The sequence below is a fragment of the Rhodobacter sp. NTK016B genome (assembly GCF_017303295.1).
GTDB lineage: Bacteria > Pseudomonadota > Alphaproteobacteria > Rhodobacterales > Rhodobacteraceae > Pararhodobacter.
The window spans coordinates 86043-108890 of record NZ_JAFKOK010000017.1; the positions used below are offsets into that span (position 1 = coordinate 86043).

At 66.8% G+C, this 22848-nt stretch carries 24 protein-coding genes and 1 tRNA gene; 10 read left to right on the top strand and 15 right to left on the bottom strand.

Features of this window, described 5'->3' with window-relative positions:
* Positions 1–3: 3 nt before the first annotated feature.
* Positions 4–936 carry an arginase gene (gene rocF, locus JI664_RS20305; protein ID WP_207015606.1) on the bottom strand — a complete coding sequence of 311 codons (933 nt, stop codon included), beginning with the start codon at positions 934–936 and terminating at the stop codon, positions 4–6.
* Between the two features lie 119 nt (positions 937–1055).
* On the opposite strand from rocF, the gene JI664_RS20310 reads away from it, so the two are divergent.
* Positions 1056–1493, top strand: a complete 438-nt coding sequence (locus tag JI664_RS20310; RefSeq protein ID WP_207015607.1) for an Lrp/AsnC family transcriptional regulator — start codon at positions 1056–1058, stop codon at positions 1491–1493.
* A gap of 205 nt (positions 1494–1698) precedes the next feature.
* On the opposite strand, the gene JI664_RS20315 is transcribed toward JI664_RS20310, so the two are convergent.
* Both JI664_RS20315 and hisF read right to left on the bottom strand, forming a co-directional pair.
* Positions 1699–2010 carry a phosphoribosyl-ATP diphosphatase gene (locus tag JI664_RS20315; RefSeq protein WP_207015608.1) on the bottom strand — a complete coding sequence of 104 codons (312 nt, stop codon included), beginning with the start codon at positions 2008–2010 and terminating at the stop codon, positions 1699–1701.
* Between the two features lie 56 nt (positions 2011–2066).
* Positions 2067–2825, bottom strand: coding sequence for an imidazole glycerol phosphate synthase subunit HisF (gene hisF, locus JI664_RS20320; protein WP_207015609.1), 759 nt, complete (start codon positions 2823–2825; stop codon positions 2067–2069).
* A gap of 147 nt (positions 2826–2972) precedes the next feature.
* On the opposite strand from hisF, the gene JI664_RS20325 reads away from it, so the two are divergent.
* The 5 genes from JI664_RS20325 (at position 2973) to JI664_RS20345 (ending at position 8258) form a co-directional block, all read left to right on the top strand.
* The gene (locus JI664_RS20325; protein ID WP_207015610.1) at positions 2973–3419 is read left to right on the top strand and encodes a hypothetical protein; all 447 of its coding nucleotides are present in this window, start codon (positions 2973–2975) and stop codon (positions 3417–3419) included.
* 85 nt (positions 3420–3504) lie between these two features.
* Positions 3505–3930, top strand: coding sequence for a hypothetical protein (locus JI664_RS20330; RefSeq protein ID WP_207015611.1), 426 nt, complete (start codon positions 3505–3507; stop codon positions 3928–3930).
* Between the two features lie 34 nt (positions 3931–3964).
* Positions 3965–4987 carry a cysteine synthase A gene (locus JI664_RS20335; RefSeq protein ID WP_207015612.1) on the top strand — a complete coding sequence of 341 codons (1023 nt, stop codon included), beginning with the start codon at positions 3965–3967 and terminating at the stop codon, positions 4985–4987.
* A 38-nt stretch (positions 4988–5025) separates the two neighbouring features.
* Positions 5026–7542: a DUF3772 domain-containing protein gene (locus JI664_RS20340; RefSeq protein ID WP_207015613.1), complete on the top strand. Its 2517-nt coding sequence runs from the start codon at positions 5026–5028 to the stop codon at positions 7540–7542.
* Positions 7542–8258: an alanyl-tRNA editing protein gene (locus JI664_RS20345; RefSeq protein ID WP_207015614.1), complete on the top strand. Its 717-nt coding sequence runs from the start codon at positions 7542–7544 to the stop codon at positions 8256–8258. Before JI664_RS20340 ends, JI664_RS20345 begins: the two co-directional genes overlap by 1 nt.
* Before the next feature lie 176 nt (positions 8259–8434).
* Here JI664_RS20345 and JI664_RS20350 read toward each other — a convergent pair whose 3' ends face one another.
* From JI664_RS20350 to puuE, 5 genes are all read right to left on the bottom strand, one after another.
* A complete protein-coding gene (locus JI664_RS20350; RefSeq protein ID WP_207015615.1) occupies positions 8435–9778 on the bottom strand; it encodes an 8-oxoguanine deaminase in 1344 nt (447 codons plus the stop codon).
* Positions 9779–9829: 51 nt separating this feature from the next.
* Complete coding sequence (locus JI664_RS20355) at positions 9830–11233, bottom strand: uracil-xanthine permease family protein (RefSeq protein ID WP_207015616.1); 1404 nt, start codon at positions 11231–11233, stop codon at positions 9830–9832.
* A gap of 141 nt (positions 11234–11374) precedes the next feature.
* Entirely contained in the window at positions 11375–11866 is a 492-nt protein-coding gene (locus tag JI664_RS20360) for an ureidoglycolate lyase (RefSeq protein ID WP_207015617.1), read from the bottom strand.
* 88 nt (positions 11867–11954) lie between these two features.
* The gene (locus JI664_RS20365) at positions 11955–12797 is read right to left on the bottom strand and encodes a bifunctional allantoicase/(S)-ureidoglycine aminohydrolase (RefSeq protein ID WP_207015618.1); all 843 of its coding nucleotides are present in this window, start codon (positions 12795–12797) and stop codon (positions 11955–11957) included.
* Complete coding sequence (gene puuE / locus JI664_RS20370) at positions 12794–14176, bottom strand: allantoinase PuuE (RefSeq protein ID WP_207015651.1); 1383 nt, start codon at positions 14174–14176, stop codon at positions 12794–12796. Before puuE ends, JI664_RS20365 begins: the two co-directional genes overlap by 4 nt.
* Before the next feature lie 186 nt (positions 14177–14362).
* Between puuE and uraH the strand changes: the two genes are divergently transcribed.
* Entirely contained in the window at positions 14363–14719 is a 357-nt protein-coding gene (gene uraH / locus JI664_RS20375; RefSeq protein WP_207015619.1) for a hydroxyisourate hydrolase, read from the top strand.
* 21 nt (positions 14720–14740) lie between these two features.
* Here uraH and JI664_RS20380 read toward each other — a convergent pair whose 3' ends face one another.
* Genes JI664_RS20380 through JI664_RS20390 form a run of 3 tightly spaced genes read right to left on the bottom strand, consistent with a single transcriptional unit; the run spans position 14741 to position 17461 of the window.
* Positions 14741–15559, bottom strand: coding sequence for a metallophosphoesterase family protein (locus tag JI664_RS20380; RefSeq protein WP_207015620.1), 819 nt, complete (start codon positions 15557–15559; stop codon positions 14741–14743).
* Positions 15556–16488, bottom strand: coding sequence for a diacylglycerol/lipid kinase family protein (locus tag JI664_RS20385; RefSeq protein WP_207015621.1), 933 nt, complete (start codon positions 16486–16488; stop codon positions 15556–15558). Before JI664_RS20385 ends, JI664_RS20380 begins: the two co-directional genes overlap by 4 nt.
* A complete protein-coding gene (locus JI664_RS20390; RefSeq protein ID WP_207015622.1) occupies positions 16472–17461 on the bottom strand; it encodes a LysR family transcriptional regulator in 990 nt (329 codons plus the stop codon). Before JI664_RS20390 ends, JI664_RS20385 begins: the two co-directional genes overlap by 17 nt.
* A gap of 96 nt (positions 17462–17557) precedes the next feature.
* Between JI664_RS20390 and JI664_RS20395 the strand changes: the two genes are divergently transcribed.
* Complete coding sequence (locus tag JI664_RS20395; RefSeq protein ID WP_207015623.1) at positions 17558–18775, top strand: urate hydroxylase PuuD; 1218 nt, start codon at positions 17558–17560, stop codon at positions 18773–18775.
* A 112-nt stretch (positions 18776–18887) separates the two neighbouring features.
* On the opposite strand, the gene hisD is transcribed toward JI664_RS20395, so the two are convergent.
* From hisD to JI664_RS20410, 3 genes are all read right to left on the bottom strand, one after another.
* Positions 18888–20189 carry a histidinol dehydrogenase gene (gene hisD / locus JI664_RS20400; protein WP_207015624.1) on the bottom strand — a complete coding sequence of 434 codons (1302 nt, stop codon included), beginning with the start codon at positions 20187–20189 and terminating at the stop codon, positions 18888–18890.
* A 66-nt stretch (positions 20190–20255) separates the two neighbouring features.
* On the bottom strand, positions 20256–20750 hold the full coding sequence (locus JI664_RS20405) for a DUF2948 family protein (protein ID WP_207015625.1): 495 nt from the start codon (positions 20748–20750) through the stop codon (positions 20256–20258).
* On the bottom strand, positions 20747–20950 hold the full coding sequence (locus JI664_RS20410; protein ID WP_207015653.1) for a hypothetical protein: 204 nt from the start codon (positions 20948–20950) through the stop codon (positions 20747–20749). The genes JI664_RS20405 and JI664_RS20410 overlap by 4 nt, the downstream gene beginning before the upstream one ends.
* 86 nt (positions 20951–21036) lie before the next feature.
* Here JI664_RS20410 and JI664_RS20415 point away from each other — a divergent pair.
* A tRNA-Thr gene (locus JI664_RS20415) sits at positions 21037–21111 on the top strand.
* A gap of 213 nt (positions 21112–21324) precedes the next feature.
* The gene (locus tag JI664_RS20420; RefSeq protein ID WP_207015626.1) at positions 21325–22461 is read left to right on the top strand and encodes an ROK family transcriptional regulator; all 1137 of its coding nucleotides are present in this window, start codon (positions 21325–21327) and stop codon (positions 22459–22461) included.
* Positions 22462–22467: 6 nt separating this feature from the next.
* Here JI664_RS20420 and JI664_RS20425 read toward each other — a convergent pair whose 3' ends face one another.
* A complete protein-coding gene (locus JI664_RS20425; protein WP_207015627.1) occupies positions 22468–22815 on the bottom strand; it encodes a hypothetical protein in 348 nt (115 codons plus the stop codon).
* Positions 22816–22848 lie beyond the last annotated feature (33 nt).

Below are 22848 nucleotides of genomic sequence, written 5' to 3' on the forward strand. Positions count from 1 at the left end.
TCCTTAATGCTGCCCGCGAAAGGCGCGGGTCGGACGGTCGAAGACCTTCTTGCCCATCAGTGAGGCGACCAGATCGACCATCAGATGCGCCGTGCGCCCACGCTCGTCGAGAAAGGGGTTGAGTTCCACAAGGTCGAGCGAGGTCACGAGTTCGCTTTCATGCAGCATCTCCATCACCAGATGCGCCTCGCGGAACGTGGCGCCGCCCGGCACCGTGGTGCCCACCGCTGGCGCGACCATCGGGTCGAGGAAATCCACATCCAGCGAGACATGCAAAAGGCCGTTCGCCGCCTCGACCCGCTCGAGGAATTCGCGCAGCGGCGCGACGACGCCGCGTTCATCGAGAACGCGCATGTCGTTGATGGCGATCTCGTGCTCCAGCAGCGCGGCATGTTCGGCCGCATCGACCGAGCGGATACCGAACAGGCAGATGTTTTCGGGCGGCACGGGCGCAGGGAAAGGCGGGAAGGCCTCGAAATTGCGCCCGGCCAGATAGGCGACGGGCGTCCCGTGCAGATTGCCCGATTCTGTCGTCGCGGGCGTGTGGAAATCGCTATGCGCGTCGAGCCACAGCACGAAAAGCGGACGGCCCTGATCGCGCGCGGCCTGCGCCACCCCGGCGACCGAACCCAGCGACAGCGAGTGATCGCCGCCCATGAAGATCGGCATCCCCTGTCCCATCGCCTGCGTTCCGGCCTGCGCAAGCGCGGCGCTCCAGCCCAGCGTTTCGGGCAGGTGATGCACGGCGGGATTGCTGCTTGCCGCTTCGACCGGCGCGCAGGTCACGTCGCCCAGATCGGTGACGGAATGGCCCAGCGCCTGAAGCGCCTCGGCCAGCCCGGCCGTGCGATAGGCGGCGGGGCCCATCAGGCAACCGGGGCGGCGCTGACCGGTATCGACCGGCGCGCCGATCAGCAGGCAATGGGTCTGGGGCATGGGGACTCCTGTGTTGCGTGCTGGAAAGTGTAGCGGCAGCCGCGCGGGATTCCACTTGACGCCTTGCCCGTTTCGGGCAGTTCATTGTGCATTCCGCACAACGACTTTGGGCATTTCGCATGAGTGACGAAACCGACCTGCGCCTGATCGCGGCGCTCCGACGCGATGGCCGCGCCAGCCTCGCCACCCTCGCCGGCACCCTGGGGCTGAGCCGTAACACCGTCCGCGCGCGGCTGAACCGGCTGCTCGAGACGGGCCAGATCCAGGGCTTCACCGCGCTGACACAGGGCGATCTGGCGGAAAGCCCGGTGCGCGCGCTGATGATGGTCGCGATCGAGGGCAGCGGCACGGACCGCGCTGTCGGTCGAATGCTGACACTATCGGCGGTCCGTGCAGTGCACGCGACGAACGGACGCTGGGACGTGATCGTGGATCTGGCGACCGACAGCCTCGCCCATCTCGACGACACGCTGGCGCGCATCCGCAGGCTCGACGCGGTGACACAATCCGAAACGCATCTGTTGATGTCCACCCGCCGCGCCACGCCCCGGCGCTGAGATTACGGCAAGAAACAGTGAGGGGGCTTTGCCCCCTCGGCCTTGCGGCCTCACCACCAGGATATTTTCGGAACAAAGATGCGCGATTAACGAAGGGTAATCGCGCATCTTTGTTCTCTAAATATCCTCGGGGGTGTCCAGAGGGGGCAGACAGCCCCCTCTGGCCGCAGCCCGCCACAGGATCAGCGCCGGGCAAAGGCGCGGCTCAGCCCCGGGCGGCTTTCTCGGCGATGCCTGACATCCCTTCGCGCCGCGCGAGTTCGGCCTCGATATCGGCAAGCGAGACGTCGCGGGCGGCGCACATGACAAGCAGGTGGAACAGCACATCCGCCGCTTCCGACGCGAGCCTTTCGCGGTCGCCCCGGACCGCTTCGATCACCGCCTCGATCGCTTCCTCGCCGAATTTCTCGGCGCATTTCTCGGGGCCCTTGGCGAACAGCTTGGCGGTCCAGCTGGTTTCGGGATCGGCGCCCTTGCGGGATTCGATGGTGGCGGCAAGACGGTCGATGGCGCTCATCACAGCCTCTTGGGTCATTACTCGGGGCTCAAAGCCGGGGGCTCAAAGTCGGGGGGTCAAAGTCGGACGGGGATACCGGCGGCGGCCATATGGGCCTTGGCCTCGCCGATCGTGTAGGTGCCGAAATGGAAGATTGAGGCGGCCAGCACGGCCGAGGCCTTGCCCTCGGTCACACCCTCGACGAGGTGATCGAGCGTCCCTACCCCGCCCGAGGCGATGACCGGCACGTCGACAGCCTCGGAGATGGCACGCGTGAGCGGCAGGTTGAACCCGGCCTTGGTGCCGTCGCGGTCCATCGAGGTCAGCAGGATCTCGCCCGCGCCCTTGGCCGCGACCGTGCGGGCGAATTCGACCGCGTCGATGCCGGTGGGTTTGCGTCCGCCATGGGTGAAGATTTCCCACCGCCCGGGCTCGACCGTCTTGGCGTCGATCGCGCAGACGATGCATTGCGAGCCGAAGCGGTCGGCGGCTTCGGCGATCACGTCGGGATTGGCGACGGCGGCCGAGTTGAAGGACACCTTGTCGGCCCCGGCCAGCAACAGCGCGCGCACATCGTGATGGGTGCGCACCCCGCCGCCCACGGTCAGCGGCATGAAGCATTGCTCGGCGGTGCGGGTCACAAGGTCGAACATCGTGCCGCGATTTTCATGCGTGGCGTGGATGTCGAGAAAGCACAGCTCGTCCGCGCCCGCCGCGTCATAGGCTTTGGCCGCTTCGACCGGGTCGCCTGCGTCGATCAGATTGACGAAATTCACGCCCTTGACCACGCGGCCATCGGCCACGTCGAGACAGGGGATGATGCGGGTTTTCAGCATGGCCACGCTCTTTGGTCTTGCAAGGCTGTTGGCCCTTCCCTAGCGCCCCGCGTCTCCGGGGGAAAGGCCCGATGCGCCTGTGGCGGCTCCGGCGGGCCGCCGCGCGCGCGATTTACACGCAGGTGGCGAGCGGCTAAACCGCGCGGCATGTCCAATCCGCACGCCCCCCGGCCCACCGCCCCGTTCCGCCCTGCCATGCGCGCTGCGCTTTACGCGGTCCCGCTGGTATTGCTGGCGGCCTGCGGCCTGCCCGACCGGTCCGCCCCCGATCGGGCCCCTGCCCCCAGCGCCGCCGAGCGGCTTACCGCCGAATGCGGCCTGTTGGCGCGGGCCGAGACGATGATGGAGGCTGCGGGCCAAACCGCCCATCCCGGCCTGCGCGAGGGATGTCCGGGTGTCAGTGCGGCAGACAACCGGGACCTCGATATGCAGATGGCATCCTTGCGCGCGGCCACCGGGGCAATTCTGCCGCCGGGACTGCAGGCGGGCACGCGGGCCGAGACGGTCTATCGGCGGATGATCACGCGCGGCGTGCCGGTCTCGCTGGCCGGGCATCTGACGAGCGATCCGCTCTTCGCCATTGCCGCGCGGTGAGCTACCTCTTGGCCAGATGGTCGCGGGGGCTGGACACCGCCGCCCGCGCACGCCACTTTGAAACCGAATAGCACAGGCACCGAACATGGCCCAACCGACTGCTCCCGCTCCGTCCTCGCTGATGCCCGTCGCCCTGATCCTGCTGATCTGGCACGGTCTTCTGGGCGCCGATTACGTTATCGCGCGTTTCGATCTGGGCGCGCAGGACTGGCCCGCGCTGATGCCGCTGATGCCGCTCGACGCGTTGTGGCTGCAGGTGACATGGGCACTGGGCGTCTGGCTGGGCGTGGTGGCCGCGATTTTCCTCGCGTTGCGCGACGATGCCTCGGTGCTGTTGTTCTTCGCCGCCTTCGCCTTCGAAGTTGCCGTCGGGATCGGCCTGTTTCTGGCCGCGCCGCCGGTGATGCTGCTGCCCGTGCCGCTGCTGGCGGTCATCGCCGTGCTGGTGGTGATGCCCTTGTTCGGCTGGCTTTACGCCCGCGCCCAGAACCGGCGCGGCGTGCTGCACTAACCCTTCCTGTCCTGTCCGCGAAAGGATGATCCGCATGATCCGCCGCAATCTTGCCGAGGCGATCGGCAACACGCCTCTGATCCGTCTGCGCAAGGCCAGCGAGGAAACCGGCTGCGAGATCCTCGGCAAGGCCGAGTTCCTCAATCCCGGCCAGTCGGTCAAGGACCGCGCCGCTTTGTTCATCATCCGCGACGCGGTGGCCAAGGGGCTGCTGAAACCCGGCGGCACGATCGTCGAGGGCACGGCGGGCAATACCGGCATCGGGCTGGCGCTGGTCGGGGCCTCGATGGGGTTCAAGACGGTGATCGTCATCCCCGAAACCCAGAGCCAGGAAAAGAAGGACATGCTGCGGCTGGCGGGCGCCGAGCTCGTGCAGGTGCCGGCGGTGCCCTACAAGGATCCGAACAATTACGTGAAATATTCGGGTCGTCTGGCCGAGGAACTGGCCAAGACCGAGCCCAACGGAGCGATCTGGGCCAACCAGTTCGACAACGTGGCGAACCGGCAGGCGCATATCGAGACGACGGGTCCGGAAATCTGGTCGCAGACCGGCGGCGCGGTCGACGGGTTCACCTGCGCCGTGGGGTCTGGCGGGACGCTGGCGGGCGTGGCCGAGGCGTTGCAGCCGCGCGGCGTCAAGGTGGCACTGTCCGATCCCGAGGGCGCGGGCATGTACAAGATCTATACCGGCGAGGAAAATCCCGGCAATTCGATCACAGAAGGGATCGGTCAGGGCCGCGTGACCGCCAATCTCGAAGGCTTCACCCCGGATATGTCGTTCCGCATTCCCGACGCGGAATCGGTGCAGGTCTGTTTCGACCTGCTCGAACATGAGGGGCTGTGTCTGGGCGGGTCCTCGGGCGTGAACGTCGCGGGCGCAATGCGTCTGGCCAAGGAAATGGGGCCGGGCCACACGATCGTGACGATCCTGTGCGACTACGGCACACGCTATCAATCCAAGCTGTTCAATCCCGACTTCCTGAAGGGAAAGGGCCTGCCGGTGCCCGAATGGCTTGACCGCGCGCCCCTGCCCCTGCCAGTGATGTTCCAGGATTAACCGGAACGGGCGGCCCCGCATTCTTCGGGCCTGATGGCATGATTACAAAGACTTTCCGTGTGCCGATGCTGACGCATCTGGCAGCGTTTCTTATCGCTGTGCTCGCGGGCGTCATGGGGGCTGGTCTGCCCCCGGCGCCCGCGCTCGCGCAGAGCACCGATCAGGGCGTGATCGATTACGACGCCTGGGCCCGGCTTGCGACGCGGGTCGAAACGGCGCTGGAAAACGATTTCACCACCGATGAGACGCTCAACCAGCTGCGCGAACAGCTGGTCGAGATGCGCACGGAATTCACCGCGACGCAGGCGGTGGTCGCCGACCGGCTGACGCTCTTGCGCGAGCAGATCGCCTCGCTCCCCCCCGCGCCGGAAGAGGGAGAGAGCGAACCTGACGACATCGCCGAGCGCCGGGCCGAATTGCAGGCCACGCTGGCCGAGCGCGAAGCGCCGATCCGCGCGGCGGGCGAAGGTCTGGCGCAGGCCGAGGCGCTGATCCGGCTCATCGACCGCGAATTGCGCGAAAGGCAGGCCAATGCGCTGATGTCGCTGGGGCCGACGCCGCTGAACCCGGCGACATGGATGGCCGGGCTCGATGCGATGGTGGTGTCGTGGGAGAACATGCGCGCCGAGGTGCTGCGCGCGTGGAACGATCCTGCAAAGCGCGAGGAATTGCGCAGCGACCTGCCGGTTACCATCGTCTGCCTGCTGCTGGCGCTGCTGCTGATCCTGCGCGGGCGCCACTGGATGGAACGCCTGACGATGCGGCTGCTGCATCAAAGCTCGATCCTGCGTGGACGGGTGGTGGTGGCGTTCTTCGTTTCGCTCTCGCAGCTTGTCGTACCGTTTCTGGGGCTGGTTCTGCTGGCGGTGGCGATCCGGCTCACGCATCTGACCGGAACCACGCTGGACGCATTGTCGGTGGTGCTGATTCAGGCGGGCATGGCGTTCTTCATCGCCCGCTGGCTGTCGCTGCATATCTTCCCGATCGTCGAGGACCCGCGCCTGTCGCTCAATCTCAGCGCCGCCGACCGGCGCAAGGCGCGCGGGCTGTCGCTGATCTTCGGCGCGCTGGCCGGGATCGAAATGCTCTACGGCACGGTGCTGGTCGAAGAGACGCTGAACAGTGCCGCCCTCGCCTCGCTCACCTATCCGCTGGTGCTGCTCTGCGCGCTGACGATGATCCGCTTCTCGCGCGTGCTCAGCCGCCACCAGCCCCGGCAGGTGGTGCAGGACGGCGTGGCGGTCGCGGCCTCGCCCTTCTTCGACCGGATGCTCACGCTGGGATGCCGCACGCTGCTGCTCTTCGGCCTGATCTCGCCGGTTCTGGGCGCCGTGGGCTATATCGCGGCGGCGGCGATGCTGACCTATCCGCCGGTCAATTCGCTGGGCGTTGTGGGCACGGTGATCGTCCTGCACCGCCTGATCATCGCGATCTACGTCACCATCATCGGCGACGACGAGCGCGCGGTGCAGGGTCTGGTTCCGGCGCTGGCCGGCCTGATGCTGTCGCTGGCCGCGCTGGTGCCGCTGGCGCTGATCTGGGGCGCGCGCGAGACCGACATGCTCGAGCTCTGGACGCGCTTTTCCGAGGGCGTCAGCTTCGGCGGCGCGCGGATCTCGCCCGCCAGCGTGATGTGGTTCGTCGTCGTTTTCTGTATCGGCTACCTTACCACCCGCACCTTTCAGGGCGCGCTGGGAACGTCGATCCTGCCCAAGACCTCGCTGGAGAAAGGCGCGCAGAAAGCGCTTATTTCGGGCGTGGGCTATCTGGGCATCACTGTGGCCGCGCTCATCGCCTTCTCGGTGGCGGGCATCAACCTGTCGGGCCTCGCCATCGTCGCAGGTGCCCTGTCGGTCGGCGTCGGTTTCGGCCTGCAGACCATCGTGTCGAACTTCGTCTCGGGCATCATTCTGCTGATCGAGCGCCCGGTCTCCGAAGGCGACTGGATCGAGGTCGGCGGCAATCAGGGCATCGTCGACCGCATTTCGGTGCGCTCGACGGTGATCGAGACCTTCGACAAGTCGAAGATCATCGTGCCCAATGCCGACCTGATCTCGGGCTCGGTGACGAACTACACCAAATCCTCGCTGACCGGGCGGCTGGTGCTGAATATCGGCGTGGCCTACGGCACCGACACCCGAAAGGTCGAAGCGATCCTGCGCGAGATCGTCGAGAACGAGCCGATCGTCGTGCTCGATCCCGAACCAGGCGTGGATTTCGTCGGCTTTGGCGCGGATGCGCTGGAATTCCGCATCCGCGCGATCATCCGCGACGTGGGCATGAAGCTGCCGCTCGCGACCGAGGTGAACCACAAGATCGCCGAACGCTTCGCCGCCGAAGGGATCGAGATCCCCTATGCCCAGCGCGATATCTGGCTGCGCAATCCCGAAGCGCTGCGCCCCGCCTCGGCCCCTCCGCCCCGGCCCGACGCGCCCAAACCTGCGGAAACGCCCGAGCCCCGCGACAGTACGCTCGGCACCCGCACGCCCGAGGCCTGGGCCGACCAGACCGTCGAAACCGAGCCCGACGGCTCCCCCGATCCGGAGCAGACCTGATGACCCAAGCCCTTTTCCGCGACACCCCTTACGCGCGTGACTGCACCGCCCGCGTGACCCGTATCGCCGACGATGGCGCGTTGGTGGTCGATGCCTCGGTCTTCTATCCGGCGGGTGGCGGCCAGCCCGGCGACAGCGGCACTCTGCGCTGGGATGGGGGCGAGGCGGCGATCACCGATACCCGCAAGGAAGGCGCCACCGAAGTCGCGCTGATCCTCGCCCAAGGCGCGCCCGCCCCGGCGCCGGGCACCGAGGTCACGATGATCCTCGACTGGGACCGCCGCCACCGCCACATGCGCGTCCACACCGCGCTGCACCTGTTGTCGGTGGTGATCCCGCTGCCAGTAACCGGCGGCGCGATCGGGGCCGAAAAAGGCCGTCTCGACTTCGACATGCCCGAGGCGCCCGAAGACAAACAGGCGCTGGAATACGCGCTCAACACGCTCATTGCCCGCGACCTCACGGTCTCGGACAACTGGATCACCGACGAGGAAATGACGGCGAACATGGATCTGGTGAAGACCATGTCGGTGAAACCGCCGATGGGTCAGGGCCGCGTGCGTCTGGTGCGCATCGGCACGACGGACGAACAGATCGACCTGCAGCCCTGCGGCGGCACCCATGTCGCCTCCACCGCCGAAATCGGCCGGGTCCGGCTGGGCAAGATCGAGAAGAAGGGCAAACAAAACCGCCGCGTGTCGCTGCATCTCGACTGACCCGGCCGTCCGCCCCCGCCCGGCCCCGGGGGAGAGGCACGCCCCTCCCCCGGACCCCCTCCGTGGATATTTAGAGATTAAAGATGGGGCGTTAGGCTTTCGTTAACCGCGCATCTTTGATCCATAAATATCCTCGGGGGGTGAGCGCGCAGCGCGAGGGGGGCAGACAGCCCCCCTTACCCGATCAGCCGCATCGTCGCGCGCCGGGCGCTTTGTGCCAGCGCCGCTTCGTCCAGCGTCGTGATGCGTCCGTCGCGCACAACCGCGCGCCCCTCGACCAGCAGGTGTCGCACGCGGTGGGGACCGCATAGCACCAGCGCCGCGACCGGGTCCCAGGATCCCGCCGCCGCCAGCGCGCGCAGGTCCCAGATCGCCAGATCGGCGCGTTTGCCGGGTTCGATAGACCCCAGCTCTTCCGCCCGTCCCAGCACCGTGGCGCCCCCCAGCGTGGCGATTTCCAGCGCCTCGCGTGCCGACATCGCATCCGCGCCGTTGGCCACGCGCTGCATCAGCATCGCCTGCCGCGCTTCGCCGATCAGATCGCCCGCGTCGTTCGAGGCCGAGCCGTCCACGCCCAGCCCCAGCGGCACGCCCGCATCGCGCATCGCCCGCACCGGCGCGATGCCCGATCCCAGTCGGCAATTCGAGCAGGGACAATGCGCGACGCCGGTTTTCGTATGGGCGAAGAGCGCGATTTCGGCGGCGTCGAGCTTCACGCAATGCGCGTGCCAGACATCGGGCCCGGTCCAGCCGAGATCCTCGGCATATTGCCCCGGCCGCACGCCGAACTGCGCGAGCGAATAGGCGATATCCTCGTCATTTTCGGCCAGATGGGTATGCAGCATCACCCCCTTGTCGCGCGCCAGCAGGGCCGCGTCGCGCATCAGCTCGCGCGAGACCGAGAAGGGCGAACAGGGCGCCAGCGCCACGCGGGTCATCGCGCCGGGCGACGGGTCGTGGAAGGCGTCGATGACGCGGATACTGTCGTTGAGGATCGCGGTTTCATCCTCGACCAGCGCATCGGGCGGCAGGCCGCCCTTCGATTCGCCGATCGACATCGCGCCCCGCGTGGCGTGAAAGCGCAGCCCCAGTTCGCGCGCGGCATGGATCGTGTCGTCGAGCCGCGATCCGTTGGGATAGAGATACAGGTGATCGGACGACATCGTGCACCCCGACAGCGCCAGTTCGGCAAGACCCAGCTGGGTCGAGACATGCATGTCCTCGGGCATGTAGCGCGCCCAGATCGGGTAGAGCGTCTTGAGCCATCCGAACAGCAGCGCGTCCTGCCCGCCCGGCACGGCGCGGGTGAGCGACTGGTAGAGATGGTGATGGGTGTTGACGAGACCGGGCGTGACCACGCAGCCCGAAGCGTCGATCACCTCGGCATTGGGCGCGGTCAGCCCCGGCCCCATCTGCTTGATCGCGCCGTTCTCGATCAGCACCGAGGCTCCGGCGAGTTCGCGCCGCGTGCCGTCCATGGTGACGACGATCTCGGCGTTGCGGATCAGGATCTGGGGCATGGAACCTCCGTGAGGGTGCGCGCGCGCCCCGATTGAGGACGCGCGCCGGTTTCAGCGCTTGTGGCCGGACATGCCGCCCGAGATCTCATCGGTCGAGACCTCGGACAGCGTGTCGGGCAGCGCGAGGTTGAGGATGATGGCGATCGCGGCGGCGGGCAGCAGGCCCGAGGTCAGCAGGATCTGCAGGACGCGCGGCAGGTGTTGCAGCGCATCGGGTTGCAATTGCAGCCCCAGACTGACCGACAGGGCCACAGCGAAGATGACCATGTTGCGGCGGTTCCAGTCGACATCGGCCAGCATCGAGATCCCCGAGGCGCAGACCATGCCGAACATCACGATCACGCCGCCGCCCAGCACATTGATCGGCACGGTGTTGATGAGCGCACCCACCTTCGGCACCAGCCCGCACAGGATGAGGAACAGCGCCCCGAAGGTCACGACATGGCGGCTCATCACGCCGGTGATGGCGATCAGGCCCACATTCTGGCTGAACGAGGTATTGGGCAGCGCACCGAACAGACCGCCCAGCGCGGTGCCCGCGCCGTCGGCAAAGGTCGCGCCCTGGATCTCGCGGTCGGTGGCCTCGCGCCCTGCGCCGCCCTTGGTGATGCCCGAGACGTCGCCGACCGTCTCGATGGCCGAAATGACCGCCATGAAGCACATGCCGACGATCACCGCCCAGTTGATCTGGAAGCCGAAATGGAAGGGCGTGGGGACCATGAACCAGCCGGCACGATCAAGCGCGCCGAAATTGACCTGCCCCATCACATAGGCGACGACATAGCCGCAGATAATGCCGATCAGCACCGAGGCGACCGAGGTGAATCCGCGGGTAAAGAACTTGATCCCCAGCGTGACGAAGACCACGACCAGCGCCGGCACCCACATCGCCAGCGCGCCGAACGCGTCGGTGCCGATAAGCGGCACGCCGCCCGCCGCGTATTGGATACCCACCCGCACCAGCGACAGGCCGATCATCAGCACGATCAGCCCGGTCACGAGGGGCGGCAGGGCGAAACGCAGCTTGCCGATGAAGAAACCAAGGCAGAAATGGAAGATCCCGCCCACCACGATGCCGGTGGTAAGGCCCGCAAGCCCCGCCGTGCCCAGCCCCGCCACGGCGGGGATCATGATCGGGATGAAGGCAAAGGACGTGCCCTGCACGATCGGCAGCTTCGCCCCCACGGGCCCGAGGCCGATGGTCTGGAAGAGCGTGGCGATGCCCGCAAACAGCATGCACATCTGGATCATGTAGGTCATGTCGGGGAAGCCCAGCGCCCCCTGATCCGAGCCAAAACCGATCCCCGCCGCGCCCGCGACGATGATCGCGGGGGTCACATTGGCCACGAACATCGCCAGAACGTGCTGGATCCCCAGTGGAATGGCGACGCCCAGAGGCGGCGTGTAATTCGGATCCCTGAGCTGTTCGGGCGTACCGATCGTCTGTGAAGCCATCTGTCCGTTTCCCTTGGGGGGAGTGTTGATTCTTCGCGCCGTCTCCGCGCCCTCCCCCGGGGAAGCGGTCCGGTTAAGCTCCGGGCCGGGCCCGGAATATCGGGCCGGGCGCCGCGCGGCGTGCCCGCCCGGCGCCCGGTCTCAGTCGCGGCCCACGCGGTAGGGTTCGGTGAACCAGTGTTCGTGCAGATTGGGCGTCGAGCCGATACGGTCGACGACAGCGAACAGACCCGGCGCCGAAAGCGGGGTCAGAACCCCGTGCCAGGTCCCCCGGTGAAAATTGATCCCCTGCGCCCCGTCGGTCAGGAAGGCGCGCGGCTGTCCCGGCGTGCCGTCGTGATCGGGCGCGACGATGACCAGAAACGGGTTCTGGTGCAGCGGAAGGAAAGCCTGACTGCCCTCGGGGTGACGCTCGACCATGTCGAGCCGGTAGGGCAGCGCGCGCGGCTCGGCGTTGAAGACAGAAATTCCTGCCCGCCCCTGAGGGCCGAAATCGAGCTGCGCGCGGTCGTGAAAGCGCCCGCAAAGGCCCTGATTGATGATCTTGTCGGGCGCACCCGTGGCCGCGAGGACGTCGCCGAAGGGCGCGAAGGCCCGGGCCGTGAGGGGCTGGATGCGGATCGTCTCGGTCATGCAAGCCTGTGCGCTGGTGGCGGGCCCCGGGGGTTTCACACCCCCGGACCCCCGTGGAGTATTTGCGACAAAGTGAAAGGGGCGCGGCTCAACGCGGCGCTCCGGGCCAGGGCGAGCGGAGCCGGGGATGGCGGTTCACGTCCTTGTAGAGCAGGTAGCGGAACGGCCCCGGCCCGCCCGCATAGCAGGCCTGAGGGCAGAAGGCGCGCAACCACATGAAATCGCCCGCTTCGACCTCGACCCAGTCCTTGTTGAGCTTGTAGACCGCCTTGCCTTCGAGCACGTAGAGCCCGTGCTCCATGACATGGGTTTCTTCGAACGGGATCAGGCCGCCGGGCTGGAAGGTGACGATGTTGACATGCATGTCGTGGCGCAGATCGTGCGGATCGACGAAGCGGGTCGTGGCCCAGGCGCCCTTGGTGCCGGGCATCGCGGCGGGAACGTGGTGCTGCTCGTTGGTCACGAAGCTGTCGGGTGTGTCGAGGCCGGGCGCGGGTTCGTAGAGCTTGCGCACCCAGACCAGTTGCGCGGGCTGAGACTGGTCGTTGCGCAGCGCCCAGTCGGCGCCGGGCGCGAGATAGGCGTAGCCCCCCGGCGCCAGCGCATGATCTTGCCCGTCGAGCGTCAGCGTGGCGCGCCCGTCAAGGACGAACAGCACGCCCTGCGCCTGCGGATCGGGTTCGGGCTGCGCGGTTGTGCCGCCCTCGGGGTCGATGAGCAGGATGTATTGCGCGAAGGTCTCGGCAAAGCCCGATAGCGGCCGCGCAAGGATCCAGGCATGCGTCTTTTCCCAGCCCGGCAGATACGAGGTGACGATGTCGCGCATCACCCCGCGCGGGATCACCGCATAGGCATCGGTGAAGACCGCGCGCCCGGTATGAAGCTGGGTCTGCGGCGGCAGCCCGTCGGCGGGGGTGGCATAGGTGCTCATGGCAGCAGATCCATCAGACGGATTTCGGCGATCCGCTCGACCTGACGGCAGGCGGTGGCGAACTCGGTGTCGGTATCGTTGGCGATGCGCGTATCGAAAGCCTGCATGATCGAGGCCTTGGTGTTGTCGCGGACCGCGATGATGAAGGGGAAGCCGTGTTTCCCGACATAGGCGTCGTTGCGCGCCTGAAAGGCCGCGCGCTCATCATCGGTGAGCGCATCGAGCCCGGCGCTGGATTGCTCGTTCGAGGATTCCGCCGTCAGGCGTCTGGCCTGCGCGAGTTTGCCTGCGAGATCCGGATGCGCCTTGAGAACGCCCAGCCGTTCTTCCCGCGTGGCCGAGCGGAACATGCGCGCGAGTGCGTTGTGCAGGCCTGCGGCGGTATCATGGGCGGGGCCGAGTTCAAGCTGCCAGGCGCGGTCGGCGATCCAGGGCGAATGTTCGAAGATCGAGCCATAGCGCGCGACAAAGGTCTCGCGGTCCATGCGCGAGGGGCGCTCGTAGCGCGTATGCGGATAGGTTTGGGCCCAGAAATCGGCGATCTGCGAGCGGGTGGCGAACCATGCCTCGCCCTTTTCGGCCACGTGGTCGAGGAAACGGATCAGCCCGGCCAGTTTGCCTGGACGTCCGATCAGACGGCAATGCAGCCCGACCGAGAACATGCGCCCGCCCTCAGCCAGCAAGGTCTCGTAGCTGTCGATAAGGTACTGGCCGAAATCATGCCCCGTGACCCAGCCGGGCGCGGTGGCGAAACGCATGTCGTTGGCTTCGAGCGTATAGGGAATGACCAGCTGGTCGCGCTCGCCCACTTCCAGCCAATAAGGCAGATCGTCGTCATAGGTGTCCGAGATCCAGTCGAGCGCGCCGGTCCCGGCGGTCAGCGCCACGGTGTTGACCGAACAGCGCCCGGTATACCAGCCGCGCGGCGGCTCTCCCACGACCTCGGCATGAAGCCGCAGCGCCTCGGCGATCTGCGCGCGCTCTTCGGCCTCGGGCATGTCGCGGTGCTCGACCCATTTCAGCCCGTGGCTGGCGATGTCCCAGCCCGCGTCCTTCATCGCCTTGACCTGCTCGGGCGAACGGGCCAGCGCGGTGGCCACGCCGTAGATCGTCAGCGGCAGGGCGCGTTCGGTGAACAGGCGGTGCAGGCGCCAGAACCCGGCGCGGGCGCCGTATTCATAGATCGAATCCATGTTCCAGTGGCGCTGACCCGGCCACGGCGCGGCGCCGGCGATGTCGGACAGGAAGGCTTCGGACTGGCCGTCGCCATGCAGGATGTGGTTCTCGCCACCCTCTTCATAATTCAGCACGAGGCTGATCGCCACGCGCGCGCCGCCGGGCCAGACGACGCGCGGCGCGCGGGGGCCGTAGCCGATCATGTTGCGGGGATAGCGGGGGGCGTCGGTCACGGGGGTGTCCTTGAAACGAAGAGGCGTCGATCATCAACCTAGCCAAAAAAATCGGCGCGTTTATCAAAATATCCCGAAAAGACCTTTGCCCGCGCAGCGGACTGGCTTTTGCGCGCGCAGCAGGCACAATGGCCGGGCAGCGAACAGGAGACCATCATGCCCGGCTATCTGACCACCCATGTCCTCGATACGGCGCGCGGCCTGCCGGCCGAGGGGATTCGCATCGCTCTGTACCGGGTGAGCGGCAATTCGCACAAGAAAATCGCCGAGACGGTGACCAATGACGACGGACGCAGCGATGCGCCGATCCTGCCGCAGGACATGTTCAAGCCCGGCACCTACGAGCTGATCTTCTTTTGCGGGGATTACCTGCGCGCGACCGGACAGGCGGGGGACGACCCGCTGTTTCTGGATCAGGTGCCGATCCGTTTCGGCATGAACGACGCGGAGGCGCATTACCACGTGCCGCTGCTGCTGTCGCCGTACGGCTATTCGACCTATCGCGGCAGTTGAGGCCCGCTTGCTGGCGCGGCGTCAGCCAGTTGCGCTGCGGCTCTGGCCCATGCGCGCCTCATCCAGCTGCCAGCCGCCGGGCGCGAAGGACCAGCGTTCGGGTCGATGTGGTACGAAGCGCGCACCGTCGGCGACATGGCGGGTGATGGTGACGCAGTCGGGGCCGGTATCGAGGGTCAGGAACAGATTGTCCTCGCCCCGCCGCCGGGTCGACAGCGAGGTGCCGTTTTGCACGAACAGCACCTCGGGCGCATCGGTGAAGGGGCCGATATAGCTGACATGGACATGGCCCGACAGCACGATCCGCGCGCCCATCCCCGGCAGCGCCGCCAGAAGCCGCCCTGCCCCGACCATCAGCGCATCGACATTCAGCGCGGCGTGTTCGAGCGGATGGTGCATCACCGCGATGCACAGCCGGTCGCCGGCATTGTCGAAGCCCCGGCGCAGATGCTCGATCTGACCCGGGTCGATCTCGCCCCGTTTCCAGTGCATGCGGTGGGCCGTGTTGATCCCGGCCAGCGCGGTGGTGTCGTTGCGCCAGACGGGTTCGGTCGGCCCCTGCGTCACGCGCCGGAAGCGGCGGTAGCCATCGGTGAAGCGTAATACCGGGTTCCAGTGCGGCAGGTCGTGATTGCCGGGCACGCAAAGCTGCGGACCGGGCAGGCAGTCGAGCAGCGCGCGCGCCTTGGAGAACTGACCGCAGGTTCCCCGCTGTGCCAGATCGCCCGAGATCACCACAAGATCGGGTTCGGCGGCCTCGACCGCATCACAGAGCGCGTCGATAAGCGCGGGTTCATGGGCGCCGAAATGCAGGTCGGACAAATGCGCGATGCGCGTCATGCGGAAACCCGGTCTTCCGGGTTCGGTACGATAATGCTGAGCGCGTCGTCGTGGATCTTGAAGGTCAGCGGCGAGGGCATGCGCTGCTTCTCGCCATCATACGCGACATAAGGCCGGGGCTGGCGGGTTTCGATGACCAGCTCGCGCGTTGAAAGCAGCTCGATATCGCGCCCCGCCTTCATCGTGCCCATCGCCAGCCGCAGCGCCAGTTTCAGCATCTGCCAGCGCGACCCGTGGCGGGCGACGAAGACCGCGAATTCGTCATTGGCGATCGCATCCGAGCCTTCGAGCCCGAAATACCCCAGCTGGTAGGCCGAGCGCGCGACGAAGACGAGCGGCGAGCGCAGCCGCCGCTCGACCCCGCCCGAGGTGGTGATATGCATCGCATGCGGGCGTTGGAAGCGGTAGATCGTGCGGATCAGCGACAGATGCGCCAGAAAGCGCCAGCGGCCCCAGCGGTTATAGACATCCTCGCGCGCTCTCAGCGCGGCGGGATACAGACCCAGCGAGGCATTGTTCAGGAACACCGTGCCATTGACCGTGCCCACCGAAATCTTGTGCGGGCGCCCCTTCAGGATCGCCGCCGCCGCCGGGCCGGGTTCCTGCGGCAGGCCGAGGCCGCGAGCGAAATAGTTGAACGTGCCCAGCGGCAGCACGCCCATATGCGCCTGCGCGCCGACCATGGCCTGCGCTACGCCCATCACCGTGCCGTCGCCACCGGCCGCGACGATCACCTTGAACCCGTCGGCGATGGCGGATTTCACCTCGTCCTGCAGGCCGCCGTCGCGCGACCAGCGGCGCAGCTGCGCGCCGGGGCCCAAAGCCTCCATCGCGTGATCGATGGCCTGTGCATCCTTGCTGTTTCGGCCCGATTTCGGGTTCGCAACGACGCAGATGTCGCTGCTCTTGATCTCATCGGTCTTGAGCATTGCGCTCTGCAGCCTCCATAGCCGGCATCTTCGGGCCATCCGATCCGGGAAGATCGAGCCCCTGCACCTGCGCCGCCATATCGGCACGGATACGGCCGACGATGAAATCGGCAAACAACCGCACCTTCGGATCGCGGAGCCGCCGATGCGGCGTGAGCAGGCTCAGCGTGACGGGCAAGGGCGGTGTCGCGCGCGCCACCGGCACCAGAGCGCCCGTCCGCAAGTAAGCGCCCACCTCGAAGACCGGTTTCATCACGACGCCGTGACCGGCCAGCGCCCAGTCGGTCAGCACGTCGCCATCGTCGGATTCGAACGGGCCCGAGATCTCGTAGCTCTGCTCGCCCTGCGGGGTCCGCAGGGTCCAGCGAAATTCCTTGGCACCCGGATAGCGCAGGTTCAGGCAATCATGCCCGTCGCGCACAAGCGCCGCGCCATCCTGCGGCAGGCCGCGCCGGGCGATGTATTCGGGCGAGGCACATAAAAGCCGGGGACATTCGGCGATCACCCGCATTTTCAGCGCGCTGTCTTCCAGCCGCCCCAGATGCAGAACCGCGTCGAGCCCCTCGGCGGTGACGTCGATGATCCGGTCCGACAACCGCAGCCGCAGATCGATCAGCGGGTAGTCGGCCTTGAACGCCGGCACGAACGGCCCCAGAAGCCGCCGCCCCACGCCCAGAGGCGCGCCTACATACAACACCCCGCGCGGGTTTTGCGTGGCGTCGGCGACCGCCGCTTCGGCCTCTTCGATGGCCTGCAGGATGCCCTGCGCGCCATCGTAGAAAAGCCGCCCGTTCTCGGTCGGCTGCAGCTTGCGCGTGGTCCGGTTGAATAGCCGCACGCCGAGATGTTTCTCAAGCTCGCTGATCCGCCCCGACGCCACGGCAGGCGACGTGCGCTGATCGCGCGCGGCGGCGGACATGCTGCCCAAATCGTAGACACGCACGAACATACGGATCATGTTGACATAGGACATTTTCAGCCCCCGCTTGAAAGTCCTCAGAGATTTGACGGATTATCAGAAAGACACAGGCCGGTATAGCCTGCGCGCAAACCACAAGGGGACACCGGAATGTTCGAACTCGCCATCATGGGGGCCTGGGCGGAATTCGCGCTGCGTTGGCTGCATGTCGTCACCGCGATCGCGTGGATCGGCTCGTCCTTTTACTTCATCGCGCTGGACCTTGGCCTGAACCGCGACATCCCCGGCCCGGCGGATGGCGAGGAATGGCAGGTCCATGGCGGCGGGTTCTACCATATCCAGAAATACCTCGTGGCGCCCGAACGGATGCCCGAGCACCTCGTCTGGTTCAAATGGGAAAGCTACGCGACATGGCTTTCGGGCTTTTCGCTGATGGTGGTGGTCTATTACCTGGGCTCGGAATTCTACCTGATCGACCCGGCGGTGATGGATCTGGCGCCGTGGCAGGCGATTGTGATCTCGATCGCCTCGCTGGCCTTCGGCTGGTTGATCTATGACCAGATCTGCAAGCGCTTCGTCAATTCCAACCAGACACTGGTGATGATCGCGCTGTTCGTCGTGCTGGTCGGCATGAGCTATTTCTACACAAGCGTGTTCTCGGGCCGTGCGGCGATGATCCATCTGGGGGCGTGGACCGCGACGATCATGTCGGCCAACGTCTTCATGATCATCATCCCCAACCAGAAGATCGTCGTGGCCGATCTGAAGGCCGGGCGCAAACCCGATCCGAAATACGGCAAGATCGCCAAGCAGCGCTCGACGCATAACAACTACCTGACGCTGCCCGTCATCTTCCTGATGCTGTCGAACCACTATCCGCTGGCCTTTGGCACGCAATACACCTGGATCATCGCCTCGCTCGTGTTCCTGATGGGCGTGACGATCCGGCATTATTTCAACTCGAACCACGCGCGCACCGGCAACCCGACCTGGACCTGGGCGGTGACGGCGGTGATCTTCGTGATCCTGATGTGGCTGTCGATCGCGCCCGCGATGCGCGAGGAAGAGGATCTGGCCGCGCTGCCCCCCTCGGTCGCGCGTTTCGCCGAGGCCGACCTGTTCGAGGACGCCCATTCCATCGTCGCCGGGCGCTGCTCGATGTGCCATTCGGAATATCCGGGCTATCCCGGCATCAACTGGGCGCCGAGGGGCGTGGTTCTGGAAACCCCCGCGCAGGTCGCCCGGGCCGCGCGGCTGATCTATCTGCAGGCCGGACGCGGCCACGCGATGCCACCGGCCAATGTGAGCTGGATGGAAGAGGACGAGCGGGCGCTGATCCGCGACTGGTACCGCTCGGTCGCGGGATGAAGACGCGGGGGCTGCTGCCCCCGCACCCCCGCTTCAAGGGGACTTTGCGTCCCCTTGAAAATCCCCCGCAGGATATTTGACGATTAAAGATGACCGGGCGGCGGCAAGCCGTTCAGTCGTTGAGCTTGTCGAGACGGGCGCGCACGCTCAGACCATGGGCCTGCAGGCTTTCGCTGATCGCGAGCGTCTCGGCCGCAGGACCGATGGTGCGCAACGCGTCCGGGGTCATCCGGGCGAGGGTCGTGCGCTTCATGAAATCGAGCACGCTCAGCCCCGAAGAGAACCGCGCCGAGCGGGCGGTCGGCAGGACGTGGTTGGGGCCGCCGACATAATCGCCGATCGCTTCGGGCGTCCAATGGCCGAGGAAGATCGCCCCGGCATGGCGGATCCGGGGCAGCAGAGCCTCGGGGTCTTCGACGCAGAGTTCGAGATGTTCGGGCGCCACGCGGTTCGACAGCGCCGCGGCTTCGTCGAGCGTCTCGACCACGATCACCGCGCCGTAATCGCGCCAGCTCGCCCCTGCGATCTCGCGCCGCTCAAGCGTTTCGAGATGGCGCTCGACCGCTGCGGTCACGGCATCGGCTTCGGCTTGCGAGGTGGTGATGAGGATGGATTGCGCGACCTGATCGTGTTCGGCCTGGCTGAGCAAATCGAGCGCGATCCAGTCAGGGTCGCCGGTCCCGTCGCCGATCACGAGGATCTCGGACGGTCCCGCGATCATGTCGATGCCGACCCGCCCGAAAACCCGGCGCTTGGCCGCGGCGACGAAGGCATTGCCCGGCCCGGTGATCTTGTCCACCGGCGCGATGGTCTGGGTGCCATAGGCGAGCGCGGCCACGGCCTGCGCGCCGCCCACGCGGTAGATCACGTCGACGCCCGACAGGCGCGCGGCCAGCACCACCAGCGGGTTCACCGCCCCGCCCGGCGTGGGGCAGACGACGACCAGATGTTCGACCCCCGCGACCTTGGCGGGGATCGCGTTCATCAGCACCGAGGACGGATAGCTCGCCTGCCCGCCCGGCACATAGAGCCCCGCCGCCGCAACCGCCGACCAGCGCCAGCCGAGCTCGGCGCCCGAGGCATCGGTCCAGCGCGCATCTTCGGGCTTCTGACGCTCGTGATAGGCGCGGATACGCTCAGCGGCGAGTTCCAGCGCCGCGCGGTCTTCGGGCGTGACCTGCGCGCAATAGGCGTCGATCTCGGCCTTGGAGAAAGCCAGCGTCTCGGGCGTCAGATCGAGCCGGTCGAATTTCGACGTCAGCTCGATCACTGCCGCGTCACCGCGCTGGCGCACATCCTCGATGATCCCCGCGACGATGGCGTCCACGTCGGCGCTGTCTTCGCGCTTCATGCCCAGAAGATGGGTGAAATCGGCCTCGAAACCGGGATTCTGGCCGTTCAGAAACTGGGTCATGGCGATCTCCTGTGCATGGTCGGGGCAGCGATAGGGGATCGGCGGAGGATGGGCAAGCGGGCGGGATCAGTCGGGATGGTGCGGCACATGGCCCGAAGGCGCGGCATAGGGACGCGTGACGTCGCTGAGCTCGACCTCGAGACATTCGACGGTGAGCTGCAACGCCCCGTCCCCCGCGAAGGTCAGGACGACACGGCCCGGACCGGCGGGTTCGCCCGGCTCGCCCGGCGCATCGGGGGTGTAATCGACCGAGAGCAGCGACAGCACGGTGTCGTTGTCGCGCGTCAGACCCTGATGGGCGACGGCGGTGACATCGCTGAGATCGAGCAGGCTGCGCACGCGCTCGACCCGGCGGCCCGACGCCTTGGCGCGCGATTCGTCTTCCCAGCGGAAGCGGTTGAGCAGCAGGGTGAACCGCCTGCGGGCCTTGCTGTAGCGCAGATCGGCGCCGGTCAGCACCGAATCCTGCACCAGGGTCGAAATCACGTTCAGGTCGTCGGCATCGCGGGCGATCAGCCGCAGCGGTGCGTCGTCGCCGTCTTCGAAACGGGCGTCGGTCATGAATTATCCTCTTCCTCGCCGTGATCATTGTCACCGCGGAGTTTCGCCTGCGCCTTGCGTTTGGCGATATTGGCCTTGAGCGCCGCTTTCACGCGCGTCGCTTTCGCTTCGTCGCCCTTGGTGCCTTTCACCGACGTCACACGGCGGGCGCCGTCAAAGCCGTCGGCAGCGGGGTTCTGTTCGGGATCGCGCTTGGTCATGGGTCTGTCTTAGCGTCGGGTGAAATAATGTCCAGATGGGGCTTGCGCGGGGCGCGGGATGCGTCTATTCAGCCGCCCGTGGCGACGCTGCAGTAGCTCAGTGGTAGAGCACTCCCTTGGTAAGGGAGAGGTCGCGAGTTCAATCCTCGCTTGCAGCACCACCCTTCCCCTTCATCGTGAACAGGGCGCGGAATGCGCGCCGGACGGGCCGTTTTTCGGCACCGGCGGCGCTGTTTGTCGAATAATTCACTCTTGTTGAGCAATTATTGACCCCTGCCCGTGCGAGCGGCATCCTGCCCGTATCGACACACAGGATGGCCAGCCCGATGGATGATGCGCAGCCGCCCCTCGCCGCGGGGACCAATCAGAGCGGCATGCGCGCACGCAATGAGCGGCTGGTGCTGACACTGATCCGCCGTCACGGTCCGCTGGCCAAATCAGAGATCACGCGGCGGACCGGGCTGTCGGCGCAAAGCGTTTCGGTAATCATGCGCGCGCTCGAAGCCGAAGGCCTTCTGACGCGCGGCACGCCGCAACGCGGGCGCGTGGGCCAGCCCTCGGTGCCGATGGCGCTGGCGCCCGGCGGAGCGCTGTTCTACGGGCTGCGAATCGGGCGGCGAGCGGTCGAGATGGTGCTGATCGATTTTCTCGGCACCTGCCTTGCGCGGCGCATCGAACAGCACGAGGCACCCGATATCGACCGCGTACTGCGTTTCGCGCAGACGGCAGTGGCCGAAATGAGCGCCGCGCGCCCGCTGGCCGAGCGCGCGCGAATCGCCGGTCTGGGGATCGCCCTGCCCGACCGGATCTGGGACTGGCCCGAGGCCGCTGGCGATGCCCGCGCCGCGCTGCAAGGCTGGGCCGTGCGCGACATCGCGGCGGAACTGGGTGCCGCCCTGCCCTTTCCGGTGATGGCGCAGAACGACGCGAACGCGGCCTGCAGCGCCGATCTGACCTTCGGGGCGACCGGGGGCGCGCGCGATTTTCTGCATGTTCATATGGGGTTCTATATCGGCGGCGGGATCGTGCTGGACGGACGGTTGTTCGCGGGCGCCCGCGGCCTTGCCGGGGCGCTGGGGTCGTTGCCGGTGCGCGACGTCTCGGGCCGGATGCGGCAATTGATCGATCTGGCCTCGCTCAGCGGTCTAGAAACGGCGCTGAATGCCGGGGGCTATGATGGCGGCGCGCTATGGGCGCCGCCCGACGGCTGGGACCTGCCCGCACCGATCATGGAGACATGGCTCAACCGCGCCGCGCCTGCCATCGCGCAGGCGGTGCAGGCGGCGGTTGCGGTGCTGGACGTCCCGCTGGTGGTCCTCGACGGCTGGATGCCTGCAACGCTGCGCCGGGCGCTGACCGAACGCGTTCGAGCGGCGCTGGCGGTGCCGGACCCCGACGGCCTTCGCCGGGGTCTGATGCTGCCCGAATTGCGCGAGGGCACGATCGGGCCGCAGGCGCGCGCGCTGGGCGCGGCGAGCGGCCCGCTGCGCGCGCGGTTCATGACCGACTGACGGGGGTCAGTCGTCGAACGGCGTCATCTGCGCGACGATCACGGCGTTTTCCTCGAGCGCGCGCTGCATCAGGGCGCGCTCTTCGGGGTCGATCTCGTCGCCCTGTTTCAGCCGGTCATCCAGCGTGCCGTAGCCGGTCACGTCGAGCGGCGCGAGATCGGCCTGTTTCAGGATTGCCACGGTTTCGCGCACCGCTTCGGCCTCGTCCACGCCCGAGGCATAGCACAACAGGCCCGCGCCGGTGCTGCCCTCGGGCAGACCGTCGCCGTCCTTGCGGCCGACTTGGACGAGCAGGGTGAAAACCTGCTGCTGGCGCTTCTTCTTTTCGGGTCTGGGTTCGGCTTGCTCGGCCATGATCTCGCCTTTTGCTTTGGCGCCGGTCATAAC

What these genes read in the sequence shown, in the direction of transcription:
- rocF (WP_207015606.1), bottom strand. Translation starts at nt 936, where the DNA reads ATGCCCCAGACCCATTGCCTGCTGATCGGCGCGCCGGTCGATACCGGT.
- JI664_RS20310 (WP_207015607.1), top strand. Translation starts at nt 1,056, where the DNA reads ATGAGTGACGAAACCGACCTGCGCCTGATCGCGGCGCTCCGACGCGAT.
- JI664_RS20315 (WP_207015608.1), bottom strand. Translation starts at nt 2,010, where the DNA reads ATGAGCGCCATCGACCGTCTTGCCGCCACCATCGAATCCCGCAAGGGC.
- hisF (WP_207015609.1), bottom strand. Translation starts at nt 2,825, where the DNA reads ATGCTGAAAACCCGCATCATCCCCTGTCTCGACGTGGCCGATGGCCGC.
- JI664_RS20325 (WP_207015610.1), top strand. Translation starts at nt 2,973, where the DNA reads ATGTCCAATCCGCACGCCCCCCGGCCCACCGCCCCGTTCCGCCCTGCC.
- JI664_RS20330 (WP_207015611.1), top strand. Translation starts at nt 3,505, where the DNA reads ATGGCCCAACCGACTGCTCCCGCTCCGTCCTCGCTGATGCCCGTCGCC.
- JI664_RS20335 (WP_207015612.1), top strand. Translation starts at nt 3,965, where the DNA reads ATGATCCGCCGCAATCTTGCCGAGGCGATCGGCAACACGCCTCTGATC.
- JI664_RS20340 (WP_207015613.1), top strand. Translation starts at nt 5,026, where the DNA reads ATGATTACAAAGACTTTCCGTGTGCCGATGCTGACGCATCTGGCAGCG.
- JI664_RS20345 (WP_207015614.1), top strand. Translation starts at nt 7,542, where the DNA reads ATGACCCAAGCCCTTTTCCGCGACACCCCTTACGCGCGTGACTGCACC.
- JI664_RS20350 (WP_207015615.1), bottom strand. Translation starts at nt 9,778, where the DNA reads ATGCCCCAGATCCTGATCCGCAACGCCGAGATCGTCGTCACCATGGAC.
- JI664_RS20355 (WP_207015616.1), bottom strand. Translation starts at nt 11,233, where the DNA reads ATGGCTTCACAGACGATCGGTACGCCCGAACAGCTCAGGGATCCGAAT.
- JI664_RS20360 (WP_207015617.1), bottom strand. Translation starts at nt 11,866, where the DNA reads ATGACCGAGACGATCCGCATCCAGCCCCTCACGGCCCGGGCCTTCGCG.
- JI664_RS20365 (WP_207015618.1), bottom strand. Translation starts at nt 12,797, where the DNA reads ATGAGCACCTATGCCACCCCCGCCGACGGGCTGCCGCCGCAGACCCAG.
- puuE (WP_207015651.1), bottom strand. Translation starts at nt 14,176, where the DNA reads ATGATCGGCTACGGCCCCCGCGCGCCGCGCGTCGTCTGGCCCGGCGGC.
- uraH (WP_207015619.1), top strand. Translation starts at nt 14,363, where the DNA reads ATGCCCGGCTATCTGACCACCCATGTCCTCGATACGGCGCGCGGCCTG.
- JI664_RS20380 (WP_207015620.1), bottom strand. Translation starts at nt 15,559, where the DNA reads ATGACGCGCATCGCGCATTTGTCCGACCTGCATTTCGGCGCCCATGAA.
- JI664_RS20385 (WP_207015621.1), bottom strand. Translation starts at nt 16,488, where the DNA reads ATGCTCAAGACCGATGAGATCAAGAGCAGCGACATCTGCGTCGTTGCG.
- JI664_RS20390 (WP_207015622.1), bottom strand. Translation starts at nt 17,461, where the DNA reads ATGTCCTATGTCAACATGATCCGTATGTTCGTGCGTGTCTACGATTTG.
- JI664_RS20395 (WP_207015623.1), top strand. Translation starts at nt 17,558, where the DNA reads ATGTTCGAACTCGCCATCATGGGGGCCTGGGCGGAATTCGCGCTGCGT.
- hisD (WP_207015624.1), bottom strand. Translation starts at nt 20,189, where the DNA reads ATGACCCAGTTTCTGAACGGCCAGAATCCCGGTTTCGAGGCCGATTTC.
- JI664_RS20405 (WP_207015625.1), bottom strand. Translation starts at nt 20,750, where the DNA reads ATGACCGACGCCCGTTTCGAAGACGGCGACGACGCACCGCTGCGGCTG.
- JI664_RS20410 (WP_207015653.1), bottom strand. Translation starts at nt 20,950, where the DNA reads ATGACCAAGCGCGATCCCGAACAGAACCCCGCTGCCGACGGCTTTGAC.
- JI664_RS20420 (WP_207015626.1), top strand. Translation starts at nt 21,325, where the DNA reads ATGCGCGCACGCAATGAGCGGCTGGTGCTGACACTGATCCGCCGTCAC.
- JI664_RS20425 (WP_207015627.1), bottom strand. Translation starts at nt 22,815, where the DNA reads ATGGCCGAGCAAGCCGAACCCAGACCCGAAAAGAAGAAGCGCCAGCAG.